Here is a 22,914-nt window from a genome sequence, read left to right as displayed (position 1 = left end):
TAAGGTTTATCTCAAGCCAGAGCTATTACCCTTGTGTCATAACTATAGGAACCAAATCAGTGGGTATCGTAACGCTAGACGCAAACACGCAGGCCAGGTTGAAAGTTGTTACTCATTTCTTTCGCAAGATGGAACAGGCCAATATCGCCTATTGCCACTGGAAAAGTAACGAACATTTGCAAGAAGGCCTGCTGGGCATTACCGATCTGGACGTGCTGGTAGAAAGAGGTAAAACCCGGCAGCTGAATCGCGCCTTATTTGATTCCGGCTTTAAATTGTTTAATGCGATGGCCACTCATGGTTACCCGGCAGTAGAAGATTACCTCGCTGTAGATGCCTCAAGCGGCAGCATGGTGCATCTCCACCTCCATTATCAACTGATTTGTGGCGAACCACACCTCAAAGGGTATCGTTTACCCTGGGAACACCTGATACTGTCAGAGCGTCAGTATCAGGAAACTGAACACGTTTTTATCGTAGAGCCTAATATGGAAATGCTACTGCTTATCGTACGTTCGGTACTCAAACTTCGCAGTAGGGACAGAGTACTAAATGCGTTAGGCCAGCCTTATTTTCGTTCAGAAAGACAACGCGAGTTTGCCTGGCTGCAACAGCAGCTCGACGTTGCTCGCTTAACAGATTTAACGGAGCATCTGTTAGGGCACGAAGCAGCTCTACACATAGCCAGCATAGTGCGTTCGGCGGCACCATCGCTCAAACAGATATTGGATTTCAAACGCTGCGTGCAGGCCAAACTGAACCCATTCCGTACCTATATGCCTTTACATGCTCGCTGGCGAAGAACCGTGCGCGAATTTTTCTGGATCTGCGGGGGAATAAACAAACACTATATTCATGCCCCTGTTCCATTGCGCCGCATCAGTGCCAGTGGCGGATTACTGATTGTATTGAGCGGTTGTGATGGTTGCGGTAAATCGACCCAGGTAAAATCGGTTCAAAAATGGCTGGCATGGAAAATAGATGTGATCAGCCTCTATTTTGGAAGTGGCCAGGGATCAAGCTCTGTGTTGCGCTGGCCGTTGAAAATGGCCGCCAAACTGCTGCGCGCAGCAAGCCCCGAAAGACAACTCCAATCAGACCCACTAGCTGAAACTAACGCATCATTGAGCCATCAAAATCCATCACTAACGGATATGGAGAGCAACACACAACCATATTTTACTCAGACGGTACCTTCATCCTCACGCCTGAAGCAGATTGCGAAAGCGATTTGGGCGCTAACGCTGAGCCTGGAAAAGCGTCAAAAATTACGCCAGGCGAGTCGCGCGCGCAATCGCGGTATCGTGGTCCTATGCGACCGCTATCCTCAGAACCAGATCATGGGTTTTAACGATGGTCCATTACTAAGCCATTGGTTATCTCACTCAAGCGGTATGCTTCGCGCCCTTGCGCGTTGGGAAGCACAGCCCTATCGCACCGCTGAATTTTATCCGCCGGATCTGGTCATCAAATTAAATATCTCCGCACCGGTCGCGATGGAAAGGAAATCCGACATGAGTTTTGAGCAGTTCAAACAAAGAGCGGCGGCCAACCTGGCACTGAATTACCCTTCCCCGACCCGCGTCATCAACATTGATGCTGAACAACCGATCGAACAGGTTTTACTCGAGATTAAAAACGCAATATGGCGTGAGTTTTGAGAGTTTGGAGTAAACCACGCCCCATCATGCCTATCGTGACTAATTTTTTATTATGTGTTTACGCTGACAGGCGCCCCCGATAAACCGGAACGCCTGCACGTTTGACTCCTCACCGCGTATGAACATTAACGGAGCCGTATCTTAAAACTTCGGGAATCACGGTGTTACTACAACAAACGGAAACACTTCATAGTCTGCCGGCGATGCCAGGTAAGGGAAAGCACCGATATCGCCACCGGACAAAGACCCAACCAGAACACCGTCCGGGCACAAAGTCTCGCCATTCTCATCCGTTCCAACCACAGACCGACAGGTGATGGTGACGGATTTTCCGACCGCCGGACTGTCACTGGTCAAGATAAAACTATCAACACCAAATACTTCGGATTCCGGTTTCAATGACCAATATGGCTGGCCCTTATCAACGACTTTTAAATTAAAATTGCTGAATTTTGGACTGGTACCCCGTTTGGGGATATCACCGATACTGTTTTGCTCCGCTTGATGTTTCAATTGCAGCTCAGCGACCGTATCCTTCCCATTGAGTAAGGGCGCTTCATCGTTTCGGTTTACCTTCCAATATAGATTTCCGTCGACAATCTGATCTTTACCTAAATCATAGGACTTGATAATTTCACCGTTGATCATCACCACAATATTATTCGCAAAGGTGGTGCCATCGGGATATTTCGGGATAGGAACAATACCGTCGTCAGAATTTAGCATCACTAACGTATTGTTATAATAATGGGCATTCCGTGCGACGTAATCGCTGCCTGCCTGCTTGAACATCTTACCGTAACCGAATTGGCCACCACCATTCCATGTATTAATCTCAGGTTTACGGTTGACCGGATGATCGCGCAGTAGCAGTACAACGTTATGGTAGAAAAGCAGCGGTCCGCTCATTTTCTCTGTATCCTGCCCAAGCGAAACGGCAACCAAACAGTTAATAATCAGATTATCATGGATAATCACCTGACCAATATTACCGCTGCCACCATTTTTTGCCGCTCCTTCAATCTCAAATGCATCATCGCCGCAATTTTGAATCCGGTTATGATGAACAAATATCCTGTCCTCACCATTGCTGACCGCAATCAGATCCTGACCCGACCCACGAATTAAATTTCGGCTGATTTGCCAGTTTTGAGTTCCGCCTTTCAAATTAATCGAGGTGCCTCTTGCCCGGGTCGCAGGAACCGGATCATCTTTCATATCACTCCAGAAAATCCAATAGGGATCATCACCTAAAATCTCAGAGTTGGTGATGGTGATATGATTTACATCACCATCATTGGTCGAAATGGTGGTATTCCCCATCCAGGCTTTTATGCTATCAAAAACAATATGATGAGCACCGTCGTCAAGTTCAATCGTATCTTTGGCCTGGTTAAAGGTCAGATTCTTAAACGTCAGATAGCTGCCTTTCACTTCCAGGGTATTTGAGCTCTGAGAAAGGATAATTTGAAAGTTTCTGGGGTCGCTATTTTCGTCTTCAAAAACCACGCCGTAGCGGGCTTCTGCATTTCTCATCGCGTCTGTTTTAGAAAGGCGGATATGACATTTATCGTCTATCTCCATCGTACCGGGTCCAACATAGAATGCGCTTTTCTCTCCTTTATACTCATCCGTTGTGGCATGAAAAAACTTCTCTTCTTTATACGGAATTAACTTCATTTGCTCATTAGCATATCCGGGAATCCCGGCAACATAACCGTAAATATCTTTATCTTTGCAGCTGACAAGCGAACGATATTCGCCAAGTTTTTCGTTCACCAATTCCCAATCACTGTTACCTGCATTACGAAACTCAGTAAAGCCTGAATCAATGATCGCGGTTTCTCCCTCTAGAGCGGCAATAGTAATCGGAGCATCTTCACGACCACTGACTTTGACCTCGACCGCTTCAAAGTAAGTACCTGATTTTAGATAGAGAGTATCACCCGGTCTCAGTTTCTTGACGGCATAATTAATACTCTGAAAAGGACTGCTTTCCCGCCCAGCATTCTCGTCATCGCCCTCAGGCGATACGTAATAGTTTTTTGCCCAAACGGAGGGTATCCCCGACAACAGCAGGCAATTGAATAACAGACACGCATGCATCCATTTGTTAATAGCCATAATTTATTCCCTTATCTATTCGCAACAGGAACCTGCTTTCATCAGGAACTAACCCGATGAAAGCGACGTTTAATTCATGACCAATAAATTGCTAATAAGAGTAGTTGAAGTTATGTAGAGCATCCACGCTAACTTTGCTGGATCTGAGCGCAACAGAAGTCGCCTGCGCTGGGGGCCGCGCTGGCATCACCAAGACGATCAATATTTTATATACACTCTTTCCGGTCGCCCTACTTTACCGTACTCATTCTGACTGACGATCAAACCATGAGTTGAGCAGTACTCGAGATAACGGCGCGCGGTGGTTTTACTGACACCGGTACTCTGACTGACATGTTCAACGGTAAACTTTTGCCCGCTATGGCGGGAAAAGTGGCTGATAAAACGGTCTAAAGTGACCTGCTCAATCCCTTTGGGCAACAAATTAACCTGCTGTTTTCGGTGCTGCAGGTTAAACAGATCATCAATATGCTTCTGATTGAGATTGTCGTACGCTTTCATCGCATTGTTGAGGTTGAGATAACGCTGCAAGGTTTCTTGAAAACGGTCGAATGAGATCGGTTTGAGTAAATAGTCAAAACATCCCAGTTGCATGGCTTCACGCACCGAATCAACATCGTCGGTGGCGGTAATCAGTACCACATCCATTTTTCTTTTCTTTTTCTGGCTGATCAGATCACGATATAAATCGATACCGAGACCATCTGGCAGATAGTTATCGAGCAGAATCAGTTGCGGCTGATAAGCCTGAATGATGGTTTGGGCGGTTTTTAGGGTTTCGGCTATTCCGACAATCTGAAATCGAGTCGTGGTCTTAATGATCTCCTGATAGATTTGGGTAATGTTAGGATCATCCTCGATGATAACAACGTCTATTTTGTCCATTTCACTTCCTCGTTCCAAAACGGCTTTAAGGCCAAGCCCCTGCCCCCAAAGGCATCAGCGTAACACGTGAGCCTTTTATCCCCGGACTGCGGTACACCCGCCGCCGGGAAGGCCCGCGTCTGGTTCGGAATTAAAGCCGATAATTGTGCTGACCCGACTGCAATGGCATCTCATCCAATACCGGGCGTTTTATGTTTATATTTATGGTTATGGTTTTAGCGACAGTTATGAGTTTATGGTTCAAGCGGGCTATTCGGGATAAAGACCGAAAAGATACATCCCTGCGGAATGGCATCATCAATGTTGATAAAGCCACCGGCCTGTTCCACATGCCGTTCAACCAGATACAAACCGATGCCATGATTGGCAGCATCGGCTTTACGGGTCGAACCTCTGGCAAAAATAGCCGTCTTCTCTTGCGCGCTTAATCCTGTGCCATTATCTGATATTTCGATGAGCAGATCCTGGCCGGCATCCGTGATCAGAGCCCCCACTTCAGGGGCTGCGACACCGCTCAGACGACAGGAATCAAACGCGTTATCGATCAAATTGCCTAAAATAGTACACAGCTGATTTTCATCCAGTTTTCCTTTCAGCGCTAAAAGCTGGCAAGTCGGATCCAAATTCAGTGTGATCCCCAGCTCTTTTGCTCTCAGGGCTTTGCCCAGCAAAAATGCCGCGACCTGATTGAGTAAAATAGTCTGCTTAATAAAATCCAGGGTAGCCTGCTTGTCATCGCTTTCACTGTTGATGAGCTGCAGCGCTTCATCCGCCTTCCCCATTTTTAATAATCCGGCCAGAGTGGTCAGTTTGTTAGAAAACTCATGCCGTAATACGCGCAAATTATCACTGTACTGTTTAATCTGGGTCAGGCTGGCACTCACCGCATGAATATCGTTCTGTTCGCGCAAACTGATGACCCAACCGACCAGTTCATCGCGATGCATGACCGGCTCGCGATTCGCGACAATTTGAAATCCATTGAGCTGATAGAATTCATCTTTTGGCTGACGACGCAACGGATTCAACTCGGTTTGCTCCAGCCAGGCGCAGTCATCGAGATAATCAGCGATGTTCGCCTGATACCGGTTCGCCGCTGCTACCGGTAAATATTGCTGCGCTGAGGGGTTAACGATCATCATTTGACCTTGGCGGTCCACCGCTATGATACCTTCATAAACCGCATTGAGAATTGAGCGCTGGATTTCCCAGGAGAGAGCTATCTGCTCCGGCTCCATATTGTTCATTTGTTTCTGAATGTGGCGGGTAAACAGCCACGCCGATACAAACACCAAAATCAGTAAAACCAGCATGTCCACTATGAGAGGCTGCAAATACTCTTTCAGCCAGTGATCAAAGCGAGTGAGCAGATATCCCACTGAAACGACACCAATGATCTGCCCACTGGCATTCTTGATCGGTGCTTTTCCGCGTACACCATAGCCAAGGAACCCCTCTCTTAATGAGGTGTAAGACTCGCCGCGCAGTAAGGCGCCATCATTATCGCCCCCTTGCATCGCACGCCCAATCCGGTCATCCACCGGATGAAACAGACGAATACCATTTTGGTCACCAATGACAATAAAACTGGCATCTGAATCCCGCATCAACCGTTCTGCAATCACCCTGATGGTGTGCTTATCCCGGCGCCCGACGCTGGCAATCAACTCGGGATCGCTGGCAATTTCCCTAGCCTGAATCAGGGCGCGGGTTCTGACCTGGTGATCCACCGAAGAGGATAAAGTCTGATAGAACCCCCAGGCCATCACCAATGCCTGGATCAGCAATAAGGTCAGTAACAACAGAAAAATTTTATTTCTGAAACGCCAGCGCACCGGCACAGAGCCTAAAACAGGACGGCTCGATAACAAGCTGTGGTTTTTTTTAACAGGGGCTTGGCTTGGGATCGTCATAGGTGAGACAACATCAGATATACAACAACAAAGGCCCGCAAGAATAACACGGAGGTAACAGGATGGCATTTGGTTGAAACATATTTACTACCAAACTTTGATATGTGAAACATCTTCCTGCTATGCGAGGTCAATACCGATTCGTTAGACACTGACACCGAGTGAAATAACGACAAAAGCCAAAATCAGATGATGACTTTGGCTTTTGGAGAATCACTCAATCACATCAGCTCAAGGAGCATGATGTTCCGGGGGTTGTTATGCCGTTTTCAACTCGGATTGACGACGTAGTTTACTCAGCAGTGGCCACAACACTGAGATCACAGTGACCGCCAACAGCACCTGAGCAATACCGGACTGAACGAAAATACCCATTTCCTGGTTGGAGATTCTAAACGCCTGACGGAACGACTGCTCCATCTGGCTGCCCACAATCACCGCCAGAATCATAGGCGCAGTCGGGATATTCACTTTATGCATCACCATTCCCATCACACCCAGCACAATCAGAATGTAGAAATCGACGACCGCACTACTGATTGCATAGCAACCAACGAAAGCCAGACCCAGCACTATCGGGTAAAGAACGTTGGCAGGAATCGCCAGCATACGTACCAGGATCCCAGCGAGAGGAATGTTGACAAATGCCAGAATAATGTTGGCAATAAACAGGCTGGCAATCAGGCCCCAGGCGGTATCCGGATGTTGGGTAAACAGTAAAGGTCCAGGCTGGATACCCAGCATCAGGAGTGCACCCATCATCACAGCCGTTGTACCTGAACCGGGAATGCCCAAAGACAACATAGGGATCATCGCGCCGATAGAGGCTGAGTTATTCGCCGACTCCGGCGCTGCGAGCCCTTCTATCGCACCATGGCCAAACTCTTCCTTGTGCGGAGAAAGCTGCTTTTCATTGTTGTAGCACATCAAAGAAGCCATGGTGCCGCCCGCGCCTGGCAACGCGCCGATGATAAAACCAACCGGTGCACTACGCAGAATCGGCCATTTCGAGCGACGCCAGTCATCTTTGCTGATCCAGATACGTTTAAACTTAGTCTGCGCTTTTTTACTGCCATCACTCAGCGCTTCCATACTTTTCATTACTTCGCCCAAGGCGTAGATACCGATAATCACCACCAGAAAATCAACCCCGGTCTGCAGTTCAAGCACACCAAAGGTGAAACGGCTTAATCCTGACTGAGCGTCAATGCCCACGGTCGCAATGGCCAGGCCAATGGCCATAGAGAGGAAACCTTTTAGCATGTTGCCTTTCGACATGGACACGGTCATCGACAGTGCCGCCAGCATCAGCATAAAGTACTCGGCAGGTCCGAATCGAATCGCAAAATTTGCGACTGGCTCAGCCAGGAAGGTCATTAATACCGCGGCTATCGTGCCACCAATCAAAGACGCAATCGCCGAGATCGCCAGCGCCGATTCCGCCCGGCCTTTCATCGCCATCGGATAACCGTCAAACGTCGCCGCCAGTGCCGCGCCGTCTCCCGGAGTATTGATAAGAATCGAGCTACGGGAACCACCAAACATCGCGCCCATGTAGATACCCGTCATGGTGATCAGTGATGCCGTCGGTCCCATGGCATAAGTCATCGGTAGCAGTACTGCCACACCGGTTGCAGGTCCAAGGCCAGGTAACATACCAATAATGGTGCCCATCACCCCACCCAGAGTGATCAACATTAAATAATATGGCTGTAGAGCAATTCCGAATCCATTCAGAAGGCTAGCAAAAATATCTGTCATACCCTGGCTCCTTAGCTAAACATCAGAGAGGTCGGCAGATTAATTGCCAACAGCTCACTAAAAATAAAATAGATACCGGTCGAGAACAGTACCGCGATCAATAACGAACGTTTCCATACCCCGACACCGCTGGTAATAAGCAGCATCGCGAACATAAATATCGCCGTGCTTAGCATGTAGCCGGCATGCTCAAAAATTAGCGCGTAGACAAAAGCCGCTACACAGCTCAAAACAATCCGATAACGGTGTGTCTTACGCTGCGCGTGCTGCGCAATAAACTCTTGCACTGCTGCCACTGACGGTGCAACACGCCCGTTGATAATCAGCAGAATGCCAATCACAATCGTCAGCGCGGCAATCGCCAATGGCATAAAAATGGGTTCCCACGGGTTACCAAACATGGGCCGTGGTAACAAATAGGCATAGCCGCCATAGCCCAGACCAAACAAAATACTGACCACGCCGGTCAGTCCGTCCCAGTTTGCAGGCTGTGTTTGTTTGTTCATGTTAATGAAGTCCTTATTCCAGCTGAAACATAAAGGGCAATTCCCTTTATCAATCTGTTGGCTCCTTACCTGGAGCCAACAGCTATTGTTGTAATAATTTTTATCGGAACACTTCTTGGATCAGTGTTTTGTATTGTTCATTGGTCGCAGAGAGAAATTGCTCAAATTCAGCCTGATCCTGATACGCAGCTTCCCAGCCATTACGTTTCATCGCGGCTTTCCACTCGGCAGTTTCAGTCATTTTCTGCAGTGCATCACGCCAGTAATCCACCGCCTCTTTTGGCATATCTTTTGGCCCGAACAAACCACGCCAGTTTTCAAACGTGACATCGATGCCCTGCTCTTTCACGGTCGGGATCTTAGCCATCGCTCCCTCGCCAATGCGTTTGTCAGCTGTTTGTGCCAGTGCGCGCAGCTTACCGCTTTCCAACAGACCCGCGACATCGCCAAGCCCGGTCGAAATCAGATCAATGTGACCACCCAGTACCTGAGCAACGACGCCACCATCCTGGAAAGAAACGTAATCGATATCTCTCAGGTCTTTAACGCCCGCGGCTTTAGCCACCAGCAGGAACTGAATGTGGTCCATAGAACCCGCGGTGGAGATGCCACCAATTTTGATCGACTTAGGATCCTTCTTGAGAGCGTCCATCACCTGATTAATTGAGGTGTAAGGCGAATCTTGCGGCACAACAAATGCGGCATAATCAGAAATCAAACGCGCCAAAGGCGTGGTGTCTTTGTAACTATATGGCGTCATCCCCGTCAGATTGGTCAGCAGAATTGGCGGAGAATAGACCGAGATCAAGTCGCCTTTGCCTTTTTGAGTTTGCATGAACGTCAGGTTAACGGCACCACCACCGCCAGGACGGTTAATAACCGGCAGATTTGAGCTGACAAGGTTCTCGTCTTTCAGTGTTTTGGCCACGGTACGAATGGTTAAATCCCATCCGCCACCTGCGCCGGCAGGTGCGACCATATTAACGGTTCTTGGCGGGTAATCATTGGCAGATGCCGAAGACATTGCACCCAGTGTAGTGGCAGCAATCAGCAGGTGTGCAAAAGCAAATGTTAGCTTTCTCATAGCGCTATCCTTTAATTATTTTGTATTTGGGAATCCATTCATGAGCAACACGCAGGTAACAGTACCTCACCCGCGCGCTTCATTTATTGAGCAGATAGGTTGGACAGTGTGGCAAGCAGCGACTAAGTCCACAGCGAGAACCTGAACTGCTGCAAGCCTGACGATACTAATTAACAATTCGGTAATTTGTTGCGATAAAGGGCAACATTCGCGTGGCAAATAATGACGCTTATGGTTTTTATGGTGTTAATTATTTGCGCCAGATTTTGCGGGCGATATGGCCGAGGTGCTGGCAGCGGAATAAAGATTCGGCGGGCCTATACTTCGAGCGTACAAATCGGCTAAGGCTTGTAATGGAAAGCGTAAACGATATCGGGAAGATGCAGACGTGAATGCCGCTGCGGTCAGAAATTGAAGTGCATTCGAGCAAATGAAATGTATTAGTGCAGATGAATCGACAGCAACGATAACCAACCGCCACAGAGAAAAACTCACACTTCAGAAACGACAAAACCCGCTAAAAAGCGGGTTTTGTAAGAAATTTTGGTGCGTCCGAGTGGACTCGAACCACCGACCCCCGCCATGTCAAGGCGATACTCTAACCAGCTGAGCTACGGACGCACACTGCATGTTTATACACTTGCTGAGTGTTTTCTCTTGGTGCGTCCGAGTGGACTCGAACCACCGACCCCCGCCATGTCAAGGCGATACTCTAACCAGCTGAGCTACGGACGCTTTCCCTGAGAACGAGATGGATATTAACGACAGATTTTCATGCGTGCAAGTCAAATTTCTTTATTTTTGAATCGATTGGCTTTTCTGTAGACACTTTGTTGATTTTTTACCCCAACAGCGTGTCATTAATTGAGTTTTATCATATTAAAACAGTGGGCGCTGTGCTGAAGCAGTTCTCCTTTTGTGACTTTAATTCAACAAAACTCTTGATTGCTACCTACTTAGAGGTAGTATAAATTTTTATTGGTCGCTAAACGCACAATTGAGACAAAAGAACATGGATTCACGGTTGTTTGATCACTCGCACACACTACGAAGCTCTGTTCTGGCTGGTTTGAGTCTATTCTTGTTCGCAGTCGCACTGGCTTTCTCCTGGTTATACTTCAACAAACAGGAGTTTGTGCTCGCTTCAATTTACCTGTTTTTCACTCTTTACTCGCTGTACGTGTCCCGCCTTGCTGCCCAGCGTAAGCACAAACATCGTCACATCCAATGTTACGTTTACTTAATGATGTTTATCATCTGCATCAGCACCTACCTGCAACCTTTAGCAGATGGCCTCTATTTGTGGACGATCTTCTGCCCGATAGTGCTCTATGCCCTGCTCGGCCTCAACCAGGGCCGCCTTATGTCGGGCATTGTCCTGCTTGCTCAGGTTATGAGTGTCTACGATGACGTGATTCAGGTTTCGGCTTTAAATGCATTGACCACCATGGTCAACTTAATCTTGTGTTACTGCGGGGTCTGGATTGTTTCACATCGCTACGAATTCAACCGCGAGAATATCGAGAACTCCCTGACTTACCTCGCATCACGCGACGCTCTGACCGGGGCCCATAATCGCCTGTCACTGCGAGCGGCCTTTAACCACTTTGAGAAGCATCGCAGCAGCGTAGATTCACTCAGCCTTCTGCTGATTGATTTGGACTACTTTAAACAGATTAACGATCAGTACGGACATGATTCCGGTGACAAGGTGTTAATAGAAACAGCCCAAATACTGGCCAATGTGGTGGGCGAAGATAATTTGTATCGTATCGGCGGCGAAGAATTCTGTGTCACTCTGTTTGATACGGATCTCGAACAGGCGGAGAAGATGGGTGAGCGCCTGCGCAGCGCAGTTGGAACCCATTTATTCTACTATCGCGAGCAGACAATTCACTTGACCTTAAGTGTGGGCATTTGTGAGTATCAGGCCGGAGATAAACTGACCGATTTGATCAAGTTGGCGGATAAAGAGCTCTACCGGGCAAAACATAACGGACGCAATCAGGTTCGTATTTGCCAGACGGTCGAATGTGCCGAGTGCCAACCGCAAGCTGAATCAGGTTAGTGATTCTGCGTCTTCCCCATCATCATCCAGTTCAAATACCACATTGTAATTTTCTGTATAAGTACAGTGTGGCTGACGGCTGCAGGTAAAAAATCGACGACCTTTGAACTCGCCCTGACTGGCCACTTTGATGTTCATCGGGCTGCCACAACGTTTACAAAAACGAACTTCTTTGTCGGTTTCGATCAAGTCAATATGCGCGGCGAGTAACCGGCGCAGTTTGCCCACTTGATAGCTGTAACGGATATTGGCACCGATTAAAGGGATATTTGCCGTCTTACATACCTGCATCAGCAACTTTTCTCGTTCAACCTTAAGCTTGGTCAGCTCCTTGCCATCATCGAGTTCCACAACCACGCGCGGCTCCAATGTTCTGGCATCACACACCAGGAAATTAAACTGGCTGCGGGCCACCCGGTTGTTGGCAATAAACCACTGCTTCTTATTCAGACCTTTTGAAGGGGTAACCACCTGGGTCATACTGACTTTGGTCAACACAATTCCGTGCTCTCCTACTGCAGCGGTTAATGCGTGATAAAACGTGCTTTCTGCACTAGTCAAAACTGGCCCTTTACGACGGTAAGCGTAACTTTTGCTGTCATCATGGCGAATCACGTACTTTTGAATCACCACAAAAAAGACCACCAGCAGTGCCACAATGATGAAGATATTAGTCATGACGTTCCTTTAACCGCTATAAAATTCAAGCACTGCTCCCAAAGCCTGAACGATGAAATATCATCCCCGAATTCACCACCATCACTATTAGATTCGGAAGCTAACTCTTTCATAGATAACTGATGTTTTCCCGAAAGGCCAGCAGATTTCTCCGATTTTGCAGAATGTGTAAACCTGACACTAAGTTCCTCGAGCTATCTCCAGTCCATATAACTATCTCCAGTCCGGAGAACTATCTCAAAGCCGAAAACGCTCGCAAAGCCACACAACTATGGTGAAGCAGCCAAACTAACAAGAAGACCCGCCAATGCGGGCCCCAATCACTCAACAAAACGCAATAAGCTTAGCCGCGCCCCGTCATTACTGTGACGATTCATGTCACAATGCTGGCTCGCGCTTTAGCTCTGGTCGGAAGACTTAACTGAAGATTAAACCGTCCATTAAGGATACCAGCTTGCCAATTTGTGGTTTGGTAATGGTGTCATTGGCTCCGAGCGACAAAGCTTTGGTACGGTTGTCGTCACTCATCAGAGACGAGAACATCACGATGGGGGTGTTACAGTACGCTTCGGTATCGCGTAATCGCTTCAGTAAATGCATTCCATCCATGCGCGGCATTTCCACATCAGATACAATCGCATCAATAAGCTCACTGACCGCCAGATTTTCTTCTTTTGCGATACGCTCGACGTCCATCAATTTCTCATGCGCTTCACCACCATCTTTGCTGGCAATAACGTTATAGCCAGCAGTACTTAACGTATCTTGAATCAGACTGCGGATGAATGCTGAATCATCGACCACCATCACCGTTTTCGCATTACGCTTACTGACCATGGTCTGATTCAGGTTGACCGAGCGGTCGACTTTCACATCATACTTCTCCATACTCAATTCCGGATTGATGTCAGCAATAATCTTCTCGAAATCGAGGATCATGATCAGCTTGCCTTCTTTACGCACCACAGCAACCACACAGTCCTGTTCACCTGACTCCAGAAATTGACTCGGAGATTCGACATCATTCCAGGAAATACGATGAATGCGGCTGATGCTGTCAATCAGGAAGCCATTGGTCATACGGTTAAAATCAGTCACAATCACATATTTGTTGCTGTTTACCGAGCTGGTCGGTACACCGAGCCAACCGGCCAGATCCACTAACGGTGTCAAAATGTCGCGTGAAGAGAACACACCAATCATATGAGGCTGAGCATTAGGATAGTCGGTGGTGTCCGGTACACGGATCACCTCTCTGACTTTGGCGACGTTAATGCCGTAATAACAGGTTTTGGTTTCGCCATTTGCCAGTTGTTTTTCGAGATGAAATTCAATTATTTCTAATTCGTTGGTACCGCTTTCAAGAAGAATGTTACTGCTGGGGTTACTCATATTGGTCACTTCAGTTAGGCAAGTTATCGGTATTTGTCTAAAATGGCCTGATATAAGTTCACGCCATCTTTACCGGAAGTATCCCTAATTATATCAATCCCTTTTTGTAAGTCATTCACCAACTGCTGATCTATTTCTTTATTGAAGGCAAAATAGAGTAAGCCTTGCTGCAAAACAAAAATTGTCGCCAGATCTTCTGCCTGGTAGCCCGACCTGATAGCCCACCAGTGCGTCGCCTGTTCGTTATAGGCGATAAGATCGATACGGTTTTTGAGCAGCAATTCGGTCAGCACGCCGACATTGGCCGCTTCCTGCATCAACTCTCGCGGGATGCCGAGTTGGAGCAGGAGCTGTTCACCGACATCATCCCGGATAACGCCGATGCGATATTTCGCCAGGTCAATGGGCTGGTCAATTTTTATTTTGGTGTCACTGCGAGCCAACACGGAAACCCGGATTTCCCCTATCGGTCCGACCCAGTTGAACAGGGATTCGCGGTGCTGAGTCCGGGTTGCAGAAAACAGAACCGAACCGGGTTTGAGCAACACCGAGCGATAAGCTCTCGGCCAGGGCTGCATGACAATTTGCTCACTTGAAATTTCACGGCCAACTTGCTGGCTGGCCTGTTGCAACAAATCCACTGCAATGCCGGTAATCTGGCCATTATTTGAAAAATTATAAGGCGGGTACTCTTCAGTGTAGAAAGTCAGCTCGCTCATATCCGCAGCTGATGACACAGACCAGACCAAAACCGACACAACAGCCGACTTTGCTAACCGTTTCGTTATTCTCATTCTGATGCCCTTGCGACTCTACTGAACTTTAACGCTAGATGAGTCAGATGGGCTTAGACGAGAGCAAGGTCGCAAAAATTCTACTCTGCAATGACTGGCTGTCCGATTAACCTCATATTCGAGTGACTTTCTTATAGCTGCGCTCAGGACGGCCCACAGAACCATAACGGACATCCGCTTCCAGCTCTCCCGAACCAATCAAATACTCAAGATAGCGTCGTGCGGTCGTGCGGCTGGCCCCTATTTTCTCACCGGCCTCATCGGCAGTGAGAGTGACAGAATCGGCGAACAACTGGCGGATTTTATCCAGCGTTACACTGTCTATGCCTTTCGGTAACCGCGAGGCTGACATATCCTGCTGAGCAGAAGAGGTTAACATCTTATCCACCAGTCCCTGATCCAAGTCGGCCAATTTTCCCAACTCAACCTGACGTGCCAAATACTTTTTCAGGGCCGTTTCCAAACGAGGAAACATCACGGGTTTGAGCAGATAATCGACCACACCGCCGCGCATCGCCTGCTGCAGTGTTTCCACATCACGCGCCGCGGTAATTAGGATCACGTCACAGCGGGCATTACGGCTGCGTACCCACTGCAGAATATCCAAGCCCGTGCCGTCCGGCAGATAAACATCCAGTAACACTAAATCCGGTTGCAGCACTTCTAACTGCATCTCGGCTTCCGCTTGTGAGGTTGCAATCCCGACCACATCAAAGCCACCCGTCTGGTTAAGATATTTATGATGCAACTGAGCGATCGCCACATCATCTTCAATGATCAATACCCGGGTTGTCATAGCAGCTCTTCCTTGGGCAGATAAACCGTCATACGTGTTCCATATTCTTTGTCATTACTATACATCTCTAATTGACCCTGATAGCGATCAGATAACTGCTTGACCAGATACAATCCAACCCCCCGGTTATACTTCGCTTTACTCGATACCCCTTTTTGCAGCAACAGATCCGGGCTGAAATCCTGAGGCAAACCACAGCCCTGATCTTCAACCTCAAGTATGATTTCATTGCCGTAGTCGCTGATCGAGACATCGATAACACGCCTCTCCTTTGGAAAACGTTGCGAGTGGCGTATCGCAGTCAGTGTCGCATCAAAGGCATTGTCTATCAGGTTGCCCAGAATAGTCACTATGTCTTCCGCGTTGATATAACCCGGTAAACAGGCCAGATGCGAGCCATCATCGACATTAAGCTCCAGGCCAATCTCACGCGCTCGCTCTGTCTTACCCAGCAGCATACCGGCGATCAACGGGTCTTTAATCGTTTCACGCAGAAACTCGATCAAACTCTGGTAATGGGCGGTTTCCTGACCAATTAGCTGCTGTACCGCCTCCAGCTCTCCCATTTGCACGAGTCCACTGATGGTATTGAGTTTATTGCGATGTTCATGAGTTTGAGAGCGCAGCATTTCTGCGTACTCTCTGGTCTGGGATAGCTGCTCCGTAAGCTCGTTGATCTCACCACGCAAACGAAAGCTGGATACCGCCCCGACCACTCTGCCTTCAACAACAATCGGACTTCGGTTGGCAATCAAACGCTGTTTGTTGAGATACAACTCGATATCATGGTCTATGGCCCCGGTTTCCAGCACTTTGTACAGATCGCTATTGGGTAATGAGTCGGTCAACAAGCGATTAATGGCCTTATCGCGGTCGATACCTAAAATGTCACAGGCACTTTTATTAATTGAACGCAATACGCCTTTATCATCAATACTGAGAATACCCTCTCTGATCGTACTCATGGTGACATCCAGCTCGACATACAGACGGCCAATCTCCTCCGGCTCAAAGCCCAGAATCGCCTTTTGAAAACGACGTGACACATAACTTGAGACAATACCATTGGCAATTAGCACCAAAAAGGTGATCGCGATAAGGTACGTCAGAAATGGTTCGATCCTGTCTTGTAAACGAGCGAGCAGATACCCCACCGAAACAACGCCGATCACCTGGCCGTTGCTGTCAACTACCGCGGCCTTACCGCGCACCGACTGCCCCAGAGAGCCCTGTGCAAACGAGATGTACTCTTCACCGCCCAGCAAAGCGCGCTCATTATCACCGCCTACCATTGGCTTACCGATTCTCGCGTCAATCGGATGAACAATCCGCATCCCTTTATCATCACCAATCACGATGAAAGTGGCGCCGATCAATTGGGTTAAATCGCGGAAACGTTGCTGGATCTCATCAGAGTCATCCGCACGTTGAATAACGTCAATCACTATCGACGAGCGGGCCAGAAACGAAGCCACGCCCAGAGCCTTAAGCCCCATCTCTTCTTCCTGAGAATGTTTGATGTAGGCAAAGCCGGCGGCGACCAAGACCAACAACTCAATCAAGCCGGACAATGTCATTATGATCAGCATACGTTTGCGAAAGCTGATATCGTTCCATGTCATGAATATCTCCCTGTCCGCCCAAAACTAACACTAATTTAACAAAGGTGCGAAAAGCGGGTTCGATAACTGTGAACACAGCGTGTGTTAGCAACTTGCTCATTTTAGTGACAAATTTTCATACATCCTCGCCAGCATCAAATTGAGTAAAAAACCATCAACAACTGGATTTTTTTGCAACAATAAAACATGACATAGATCACATGCGATTTAGTTTTTTTTAGCCTGTAGAGGTTCATTCGGTCATATACTGATTGGGCAGTGAGGGCAGAAACGTTGCAGGCAGGGCCAACATAATAATTAACTCAATCCTGGTTTGTCGCTTGCGCTACTATCGTAAGAAGGATACTCACCATGGAAAGAGATGCGTTTGGAATATGTTTGTCGCAACAAATGCTGGCCGAGCACCTGCAGTCAACTTTTACTCATGTTCGTGCTTACGGATCAGAGCAGCAGGATGATCTGCAAGTCGTGCTATCGATACCGCAAATGACAGGACAAGATCTGCTCGATACCATTCAAAGCACAGAAGAGCTGGTGTGGCGCGCCGACTTTCACTGTCCCGGACGATGAGCCTGTCTACAAGCAGAAACAGGACTGGGCTCCTCAGCAACGATAGAGCCCAAAGGCATCATAAAATTGGCCTAACCAACGCTAAATCGACTCTAAGTCTACGCATTTGACTCTTGATGTGTTGATTAGGAAAATGCTGTTATACTCAACGGAAAACCGATAACATAGAGTATAAACTCTAATATCGACGTTTGAGCTTAAGCATGAAAGTGAAATCAATCAGTGTGCTGTTAACTTCTCTGTTGGCGCTCCCGTCAGCGTTTGCAGCGCCGATCTCCTTTGACCAGGCGTGGGAGATTTTGCAGCGTCAAAACCATTCGTTAGCCGCCGAGCGTGCCAACGTAGATCATTTTGAGCACCTGCATAACGCCACTTCCAGTCTGAATTTACCTTCAGTGACCGTGGGAGCCAATTATACCCGCCTCGACCAAGATGTGACATTGTCACTTAAGCAGGTCGCAGACAGCGCAGGGGGCATCGTCGCACCGGCTGCTCTAGCCCCTCTTTTCACCTCTCTCGGCTCTCTGACCTCTACCATCACGGAACGCGATATTTTCAGCTCTTCGATTCGGGCAGTCTGGCCTATTTTTACCGGTGGTCGCATTACTGCTGCGCAAAATGCTGCCGAAGGCAAAAAGGAAGAAGCACAAAGCCAACTGGCTATGGAAGTTCAGGCACGATATGAAGACCTGGCAAAATATTATTTCAGCGTGGTCTTGGCGCAGGAAGTGCTGCAAACCCGTATTGAAGTAGAAAAAGGGCTGACTCAACATCGGGACAACGCGCTTAAGCTCGAACAGCAAGGCCAGATCGCCAGAGTCGAGCGGTTGCAGGCCGAAGCATCGCTTGATAAAGCAACCGTTGAGCGTAAAAAAGCGCAAAAAGATCTCGATATTGCTCAAAGCGCCCTCACCCAAATCCTCAACCAACCACAAATGGTTGAGCCGAGCGGTGATTTGTTTATTAACCCCAGCTTACCGCCAATGAGCGCCTTCATCGATCAGACCCTGGCGACTTACCCGGGGCTGGACTTGCTCAACGCGAAAGAAAAACAGGCCAGCAGCCTTATCAAAGCTGAAAAAGGCAAATACTACCCAGAAGTCTATCTGTACGGCACTTACAACTTATACGAAGATGACTCCCTCGCCAGTGACCTGCGCCCGGACTGGTTAGTCGGCGTCGGCGTCAATGTGCCACTGGTGGAAAATACCGGGCGTAGTGAGCAAGTGAAAGCCGCCAGCAGTCTGGTCACCCAGGTGAAATACCGTCGTGAACAGGCTAAGCAAGATCTCAGTGTGCTGGTTGAAAAAACCTATAAAGAAGCCGAGCAAGCTCAGGAAGAAGTGGAAGGACTTAACTCGAGCCTGCAACTGGCTCAGGAAAACCTGCGCTTACGCCAGAAAGCCTTCACTCAAGGACTGTCGACCTCAGTGGATGTAGTCGATGCCGAGTTATACCTCGCCAGCATTCGTACCCAACAGGCGGTGGCCGGCTTTCACTATCTGATCGCACTGACCAAACTACTGGCTATTTCCAGTGAAATGGCCACTTTCCCGCAATACCAGCAAAGTGCACAGCCACTCAGTACAGCGCCGAATCCATCTGCTGCCATTTCGATGACGGAGAACCCAATTTCATGAAAACCGTTAAAACGCCTCTGCTCGCGATTATCGCTCTGGCCGCCGCAGGCTGGATCGGTTACAGCTTTTATCTGGCCTATCAACCAGAACCGGTGCGCCTGCAAGGTCAGATAGAATCCCAGCAATACAGCATTTCTTCCAAAGTGGCCGGTCGTATTGATCAGGTGTTCGTGCGTAAAGGCGATGAAGTAAAAAAAGGCCAGTTAATCTTCAGCCTGCACAGCCCGGAAATCGAAGCCAAACTCGAACAGGCGGTCGCCAACCAGAAAGCCGCTGGTGCCATGGCAAAAGAGGCTGAAAACGGCGCGCGTCAGCAACAGGTACGTGCGGCGCAAGATCAATGGTTAAAAGCTAAAGCCGCTGCAGAACTGGCCGAGAAAACCTACCAGCGGGTCAATAACCTTTATAAAGACGGCGTAGTGGCTGAACAGAAACGCGATGAAGCCAACACCCAGTGGCAAGCCGCCAAGTACACCGAAAGCGCAGCGTTGCAGATGTATAACATGGCACGTGAAGGTGCGCGCAGCGAAACCAAACAAGCCGCTCAGGAAAAAGTCAACGTCGCAGCAGGTGCCGTGGCGGAAGTTGAGGCCTACGCTGCCGATACTAAGATTGAAAGCTGGTTTGACGGCGAAGTCGCGCAAGTCCTGATGCAAAGTGGTGAATTAGCACCACAGGGCTTTCCCGTGGTCACCGTGGTGGATAGACAGGATTCCTGGGCAGTACTCAATGTGCGTGAAGATCTGCTCAGTCAGTTTAAAAAAGGCAGCACGTTCAAGGCCTATCTTCCCGCACTCGATAAGCAGATTGAATTTACCGTTTCCCATATTGCAGTCATGGGTGATTTTGCCACCTGGCGTTCGACAGATTCGGCGCAGGGCTTTGATCTACGGACTTTTGAAGTCGAAGCGCGCCCGACAAATCCACAGGCGGATTTACGTATGGGCATGAGCCTGGTGGTTGAGTTGTAGCCATGAAGCACGCTTCGGTTGACCGCAGTCATAGCGGCGCTCATCACGTGGCGAGCCGTGCTACCGACGGTACCAGTCCGGCTGAAGGCGACGCTGGTCGCCTGCCTGCACAGTGGCCGCTGCTGCGCAAGGATAAATGGTTGCTGGCCTGCCTGACCTGGTTGCCTATCCTGCTGGCGGCCAGTATTTGGTGGATATTCTCAGCCGGTATCGTTCATAACCTGCCCATCGGTGTGGTGGATTTGTCACACAGTCAGCTATCGCGTCAGTTGCAGCGCCATCTTGATGCGACGTCAACCTTAGCGGTCACCCGCCATTACCAGAATGTCGCTGCAGCGAAGCAGGACATGGTCACCAGCAACATCTACGCGTTTATTGTGATTCCCAGCCAGTTTGATAAGTCGGTCTATCGCAGTGAATTGCCGCAGGTCACCACGTTTTACAACAGCCAGTACATTCTGGTCGGACGGGTCATCAGCTCAGCAATCATGCAGGCCGTCGCAACGCTCAACGCTGAAATCGGGATCGTCACAAGCCTCTCCGCCGGCAATCAGACCACCCAGAGCGCAATGGGCCAGGTCGTGCCGGTACGCACTCAAATCACGCCATTATTTAATAAGAACACCAATTACGCCCAATTTCTGGTGTCTGCCATTATTCCGGCCATCTGGCAGATTGTTATCGTGGTGAGCACCATTCTGATTCTCAGCGCCAATACTCGAATTTATGGATTACATCGCTGGCTTGGCCAACGGCCCTTATTGCATCTGAGCCAGACACTGCTGCGTTACTATCCAATTTTCATTATTCAGGGCGCAGCGTATCTGTTCTGGTTCTACAGCGTATTGCAATGGCCGATGCATGGTAACCTGCTGGTCTTAATCCTGGCCCAGATGATTACCACTATCGGCTGTATGATCATGGGCGCCGTTTTTTTCTTCCTTAGCCTGGATCCCGCACGTGCTATGAGCTTCGCGGGTGCATTTACCGCCCCCAGTTTTGCCTTTATGGGCATTACCTTTCCAACCAGCGATATGGGGACGATTGCCCAGGCCTGGCGCAGTCTGCTGCCGGTCAGTCACTATATCGAAGTGCAGGTCAGTCAGGTCAGCTACGGTCTGGGCGGGTTCCAGTCGCTAACACATCTGTTGCCGATGTTCGGGTATTTATTCCCACTGCTATTAACGGTCGTCCTGATGCGCAAGCATCTGCGCACGACACCGGTAAGGAGTGACCATGCGACTGACTGATTTATTTAAAGCCGAATTAAAGGCCTTATTGAGCAATCCGGTCGTGATGCTGACCATGTTTGGTGGCGTGCTGTTTTACTCATTCCTCTATCCACTGCCCTACAGCCATCAAACGCCGCGTGAGCAGGCGATCAGCATCGTGAATCTGGATAAGAGTCAGATTAGCTATCAGCTCGAACGCATGGTCGATGCCACCCCGCAGGTCAAAGTGGTGCAACGGGATCATTCGCTGGAACAAGCAAAGCAGGCTTTTCTGGATCGGAAAGTGAGCGGAATACTGGTGATACCAGAGCACTTCTATAAAGATCTGCTACTTGGTACCAGCCCGACCCTGGCATTTGCCGGAGACGCTTCCTACTTTCTGGTCTACGGCACTATCGTTGAAGGTCTGGCGCAAGCGGGCGGCACGCTGTCGGCCCGTGCCCGGGTGACCCGCCTGCTGAGCCAAGGGGAACCTCTTGAGAGTGCGGCCCATCACTATGCCGCAGTGCAATCGAATTTAAAGCCGACTTTTAACCCGCGTGTCGGTTATGTCGATTACGTCGTTCCTGCGGTGTTTATCCTCATTCTGCAGCAAACTCTGGCGATGTCTGCCGGGCTGTTAACCGGCACGCAGCGAGCTGAGTCAGGCGACTGGCAGCAGATTCCGGTACTGCCCCTGCTCTTCATGCGTACCTTCATCATAGTGGCGTTCTACTACCTGCTCAGCATGTACTATTTCGGGGCCAGCTTCAGCTTGCAAGGCGTGAGTACAATAGGTCAGCCGATACAATTACTGACTCTGCTGCTGCCGTTTTTGCTCACAGCCTGTTTTATCGGGATCTGGCTCGGAGCGGTGACACCACGCCGCGAACTGGTCACATTGATCGTGCTGATAAGCTCAATGCCGCTGGTGTTTTCCGCCGGATTTATCTGGCCTCTGGAAGCTATACCTACACCTATCATCTGGCTGTCGAACCTGTTCCCGAGTACACCCGGCATCCAGGGCTTTCTGGCACTCAATCAGATGGGGGCAGAATGGCGCCAAATCGCGCCGCAATGGACCCTGCTGTGGGCACAAGCCGTGGCATGGGGCAGCCTCGCTTGGTGGCAGCTGCAGCGCAATCACGGCACTTTAACTGTGAAAGTCAGTCAAGCAGGATAGCTGTCAGGCTAGCCCGCCTTGTAACACCGCGGATGTGAGATGAGGGACGGTGGGG

The 22,914-nt window shown here is 49.1% G+C and carries 18 protein-coding genes and 2 tRNA genes; 7 read left to right on the top strand and 13 right to left on the bottom strand.

From position 1 onward, the window contains the following. Window positions 1-59: 59 nt before the first annotated feature. Window positions 60-1,661, top strand: coding sequence for a hypothetical protein (locus J0X00_RS18635; RefSeq protein WP_282477440.1), 1,602 nt, complete (start codon window positions 60-62; stop codon window positions 1,659-1,661). Between the two features lie 156 nt (window positions 1,662-1,817). Here the strand turns inward: J0X00_RS18635 and J0X00_RS18630 are convergent, their stop codons facing one another. From J0X00_RS18630 to J0X00_RS18595, 8 genes are all read right to left on the bottom strand, one after another. Next, on the bottom strand, window positions 1,818-3,785 hold the full coding sequence (locus tag J0X00_RS18630; protein WP_282477439.1) for a right-handed parallel beta-helix repeat-containing protein: 1,968 nt from the start codon (window positions 3,783-3,785) through the stop codon (window positions 1,818-1,820). A gap of 198 nt (window positions 3,786-3,983) precedes the next feature. After that, window positions 3,984-4,670 (bottom strand): response regulator, encoded by a 687-nt coding sequence (locus J0X00_RS18625; protein WP_136487513.1) that lies wholly within the window; start codon window positions 4,668-4,670, stop codon window positions 3,984-3,986. Window positions 4,671-4,903: 233 nt separating this feature from the next. Next, window positions 4,904-6,472 carry a sensor histidine kinase gene (locus J0X00_RS18620; protein ID WP_282477438.1) on the bottom strand — a complete coding sequence of 523 codons (1,569 nt, stop codon included), beginning with the start codon at window positions 6,470-6,472 and terminating at the stop codon, window positions 4,904-4,906. 369 nt (window positions 6,473-6,841) lie between these two features. Then, the gene (locus J0X00_RS18615) at window positions 6,842-8,344 is read right to left on the bottom strand and encodes a tripartite tricarboxylate transporter permease (protein ID WP_136487515.1); all 1,503 of its coding nucleotides are present in this window, start codon (window positions 8,342-8,344) and stop codon (window positions 6,842-6,844) included. A gap of 11 nt (window positions 8,345-8,355) precedes the next feature. Then, entirely contained in the window at window positions 8,356-8,850 is a 495-nt protein-coding gene (locus J0X00_RS18610) for a tripartite tricarboxylate transporter TctB family protein (protein WP_282477437.1), read from the bottom strand. Window positions 8,851-8,950: 100 nt separating this feature from the next. Then, window positions 8,951-9,934, bottom strand: coding sequence for a tripartite tricarboxylate transporter substrate binding protein (locus J0X00_RS18605; protein WP_136487517.1), 984 nt, complete (start codon window positions 9,932-9,934; stop codon window positions 8,951-8,953). A 544-nt stretch (window positions 9,935-10,478) separates the two neighbouring features. Beyond that, window positions 10,479-10,555 (bottom strand) — tRNA-Val (locus J0X00_RS18600). A gap of 37 nt (window positions 10,556-10,592) precedes the next feature. Next, window positions 10,593-10,669: transfer RNA gene (locus J0X00_RS18595), tRNA-Val, on the bottom strand. Between the two features lie 277 nt (window positions 10,670-10,946). On the opposite strand from J0X00_RS18595, the gene J0X00_RS18590 reads away from it, so the two are divergent. Then, the gene (locus J0X00_RS18590; RefSeq protein WP_168797058.1) at window positions 10,947-12,002 is read left to right on the top strand and encodes a GGDEF domain-containing protein; all 1,056 of its coding nucleotides are present in this window, start codon (window positions 10,947-10,949) and stop codon (window positions 12,000-12,002) included. Here J0X00_RS18590 and J0X00_RS18585 read toward each other — a convergent pair. The 5 genes from J0X00_RS18585 to J0X00_RS18565 all read right to left on the bottom strand — a co-directional run bounded on the left by J0X00_RS18585 (window position 11,994) and on the right by J0X00_RS18565 (window position 17,284). After that, complete coding sequence (locus tag J0X00_RS18585) at window positions 11,994-12,680, bottom strand: DUF2726 domain-containing protein (protein WP_282477436.1); 687 nt, start codon at window positions 12,678-12,680, stop codon at window positions 11,994-11,996. The genes J0X00_RS18590 and J0X00_RS18585 overlap by 9 nt on opposite strands. A 417-nt stretch (window positions 12,681-13,097) precedes the next feature. Continuing rightward, on the bottom strand, window positions 13,098-14,072 hold the full coding sequence (locus tag J0X00_RS18580) for a chemotaxis protein (RefSeq protein ID WP_168797059.1): 975 nt from the start codon (window positions 14,070-14,072) through the stop codon (window positions 13,098-13,100). Window positions 14,073-14,095: 23 nt separating this feature from the next. After that, on the bottom strand, window positions 14,096-14,791 hold the full coding sequence (locus J0X00_RS18575) for a transporter substrate-binding domain-containing protein (RefSeq protein WP_282477435.1): 696 nt from the start codon (window positions 14,789-14,791) through the stop codon (window positions 14,096-14,098). Between the two features lie 187 nt (window positions 14,792-14,978). Beyond that, window positions 14,979-15,662: a response regulator gene (locus J0X00_RS18570; RefSeq protein WP_282477434.1), complete on the bottom strand. Its 684-nt coding sequence runs from the start codon at window positions 15,660-15,662 to the stop codon at window positions 14,979-14,981. Beyond that, entirely contained in the window at window positions 15,659-17,284 is a 1,626-nt protein-coding gene (locus J0X00_RS18565) for a sensor histidine kinase (RefSeq protein ID WP_282477433.1), read from the bottom strand. The genes J0X00_RS18570 and J0X00_RS18565 overlap by 4 nt, the downstream gene beginning before the upstream one ends. A 351-nt stretch (window positions 17,285-17,635) precedes the next feature. Here J0X00_RS18565 and J0X00_RS18560 point away from each other — a divergent pair, with 351 nt between their 5' ends. From J0X00_RS18560 to J0X00_RS18540, 5 genes are all read left to right on the top strand, one after another. Further along, entirely contained in the window at window positions 17,636-17,854 is a 219-nt protein-coding gene (locus J0X00_RS18560; protein WP_136487523.1) for a hypothetical protein, read from the top strand. A 203-nt stretch (window positions 17,855-18,057) separates the two neighbouring features. After that, on the top strand, window positions 18,058-19,494 hold the full coding sequence (locus J0X00_RS18555) for a TolC family protein (RefSeq protein WP_136487524.1): 1,437 nt from the start codon (window positions 18,058-18,060) through the stop codon (window positions 19,492-19,494). Beyond that, window positions 19,491-20,465 carry a biotin/lipoyl-binding protein gene (locus J0X00_RS18550; protein ID WP_282477432.1) on the top strand — a complete coding sequence of 325 codons (975 nt, stop codon included), beginning with the start codon at window positions 19,491-19,493 and terminating at the stop codon, window positions 20,463-20,465. Before J0X00_RS18555 ends, J0X00_RS18550 begins: the two co-directional genes overlap by 4 nt. A 2-nt stretch (window positions 20,466-20,467) precedes the next feature. After that, the gene (locus J0X00_RS18545) at window positions 20,468-21,715 is read left to right on the top strand and encodes an ABC transporter permease (RefSeq protein ID WP_282477431.1); all 1,248 of its coding nucleotides are present in this window, start codon (window positions 20,468-20,470) and stop codon (window positions 21,713-21,715) included. Continuing rightward, entirely contained in the window at window positions 21,702-22,859 is a 1,158-nt protein-coding gene (locus J0X00_RS18540) for an ABC transporter permease (protein ID WP_282477430.1), read from the top strand. Before J0X00_RS18545 ends, J0X00_RS18540 begins: the two co-directional genes overlap by 14 nt. Window positions 22,860-22,914 lie beyond the last annotated feature (55 nt).

The sequence above is a fragment of the Vibrio sp. ABG19 genome (assembly GCF_029962385.1).
In the GTDB taxonomy this organism is placed as follows: domain Bacteria; phylum Pseudomonadota; class Gammaproteobacteria; order Enterobacterales; family Vibrionaceae; genus Vibrio; species Vibrio ostreae.
The sequence above is the reverse complement of the archived record's forward strand: the minus strand, read 5'-3'. Positions and strand labels throughout refer to the sequence as shown.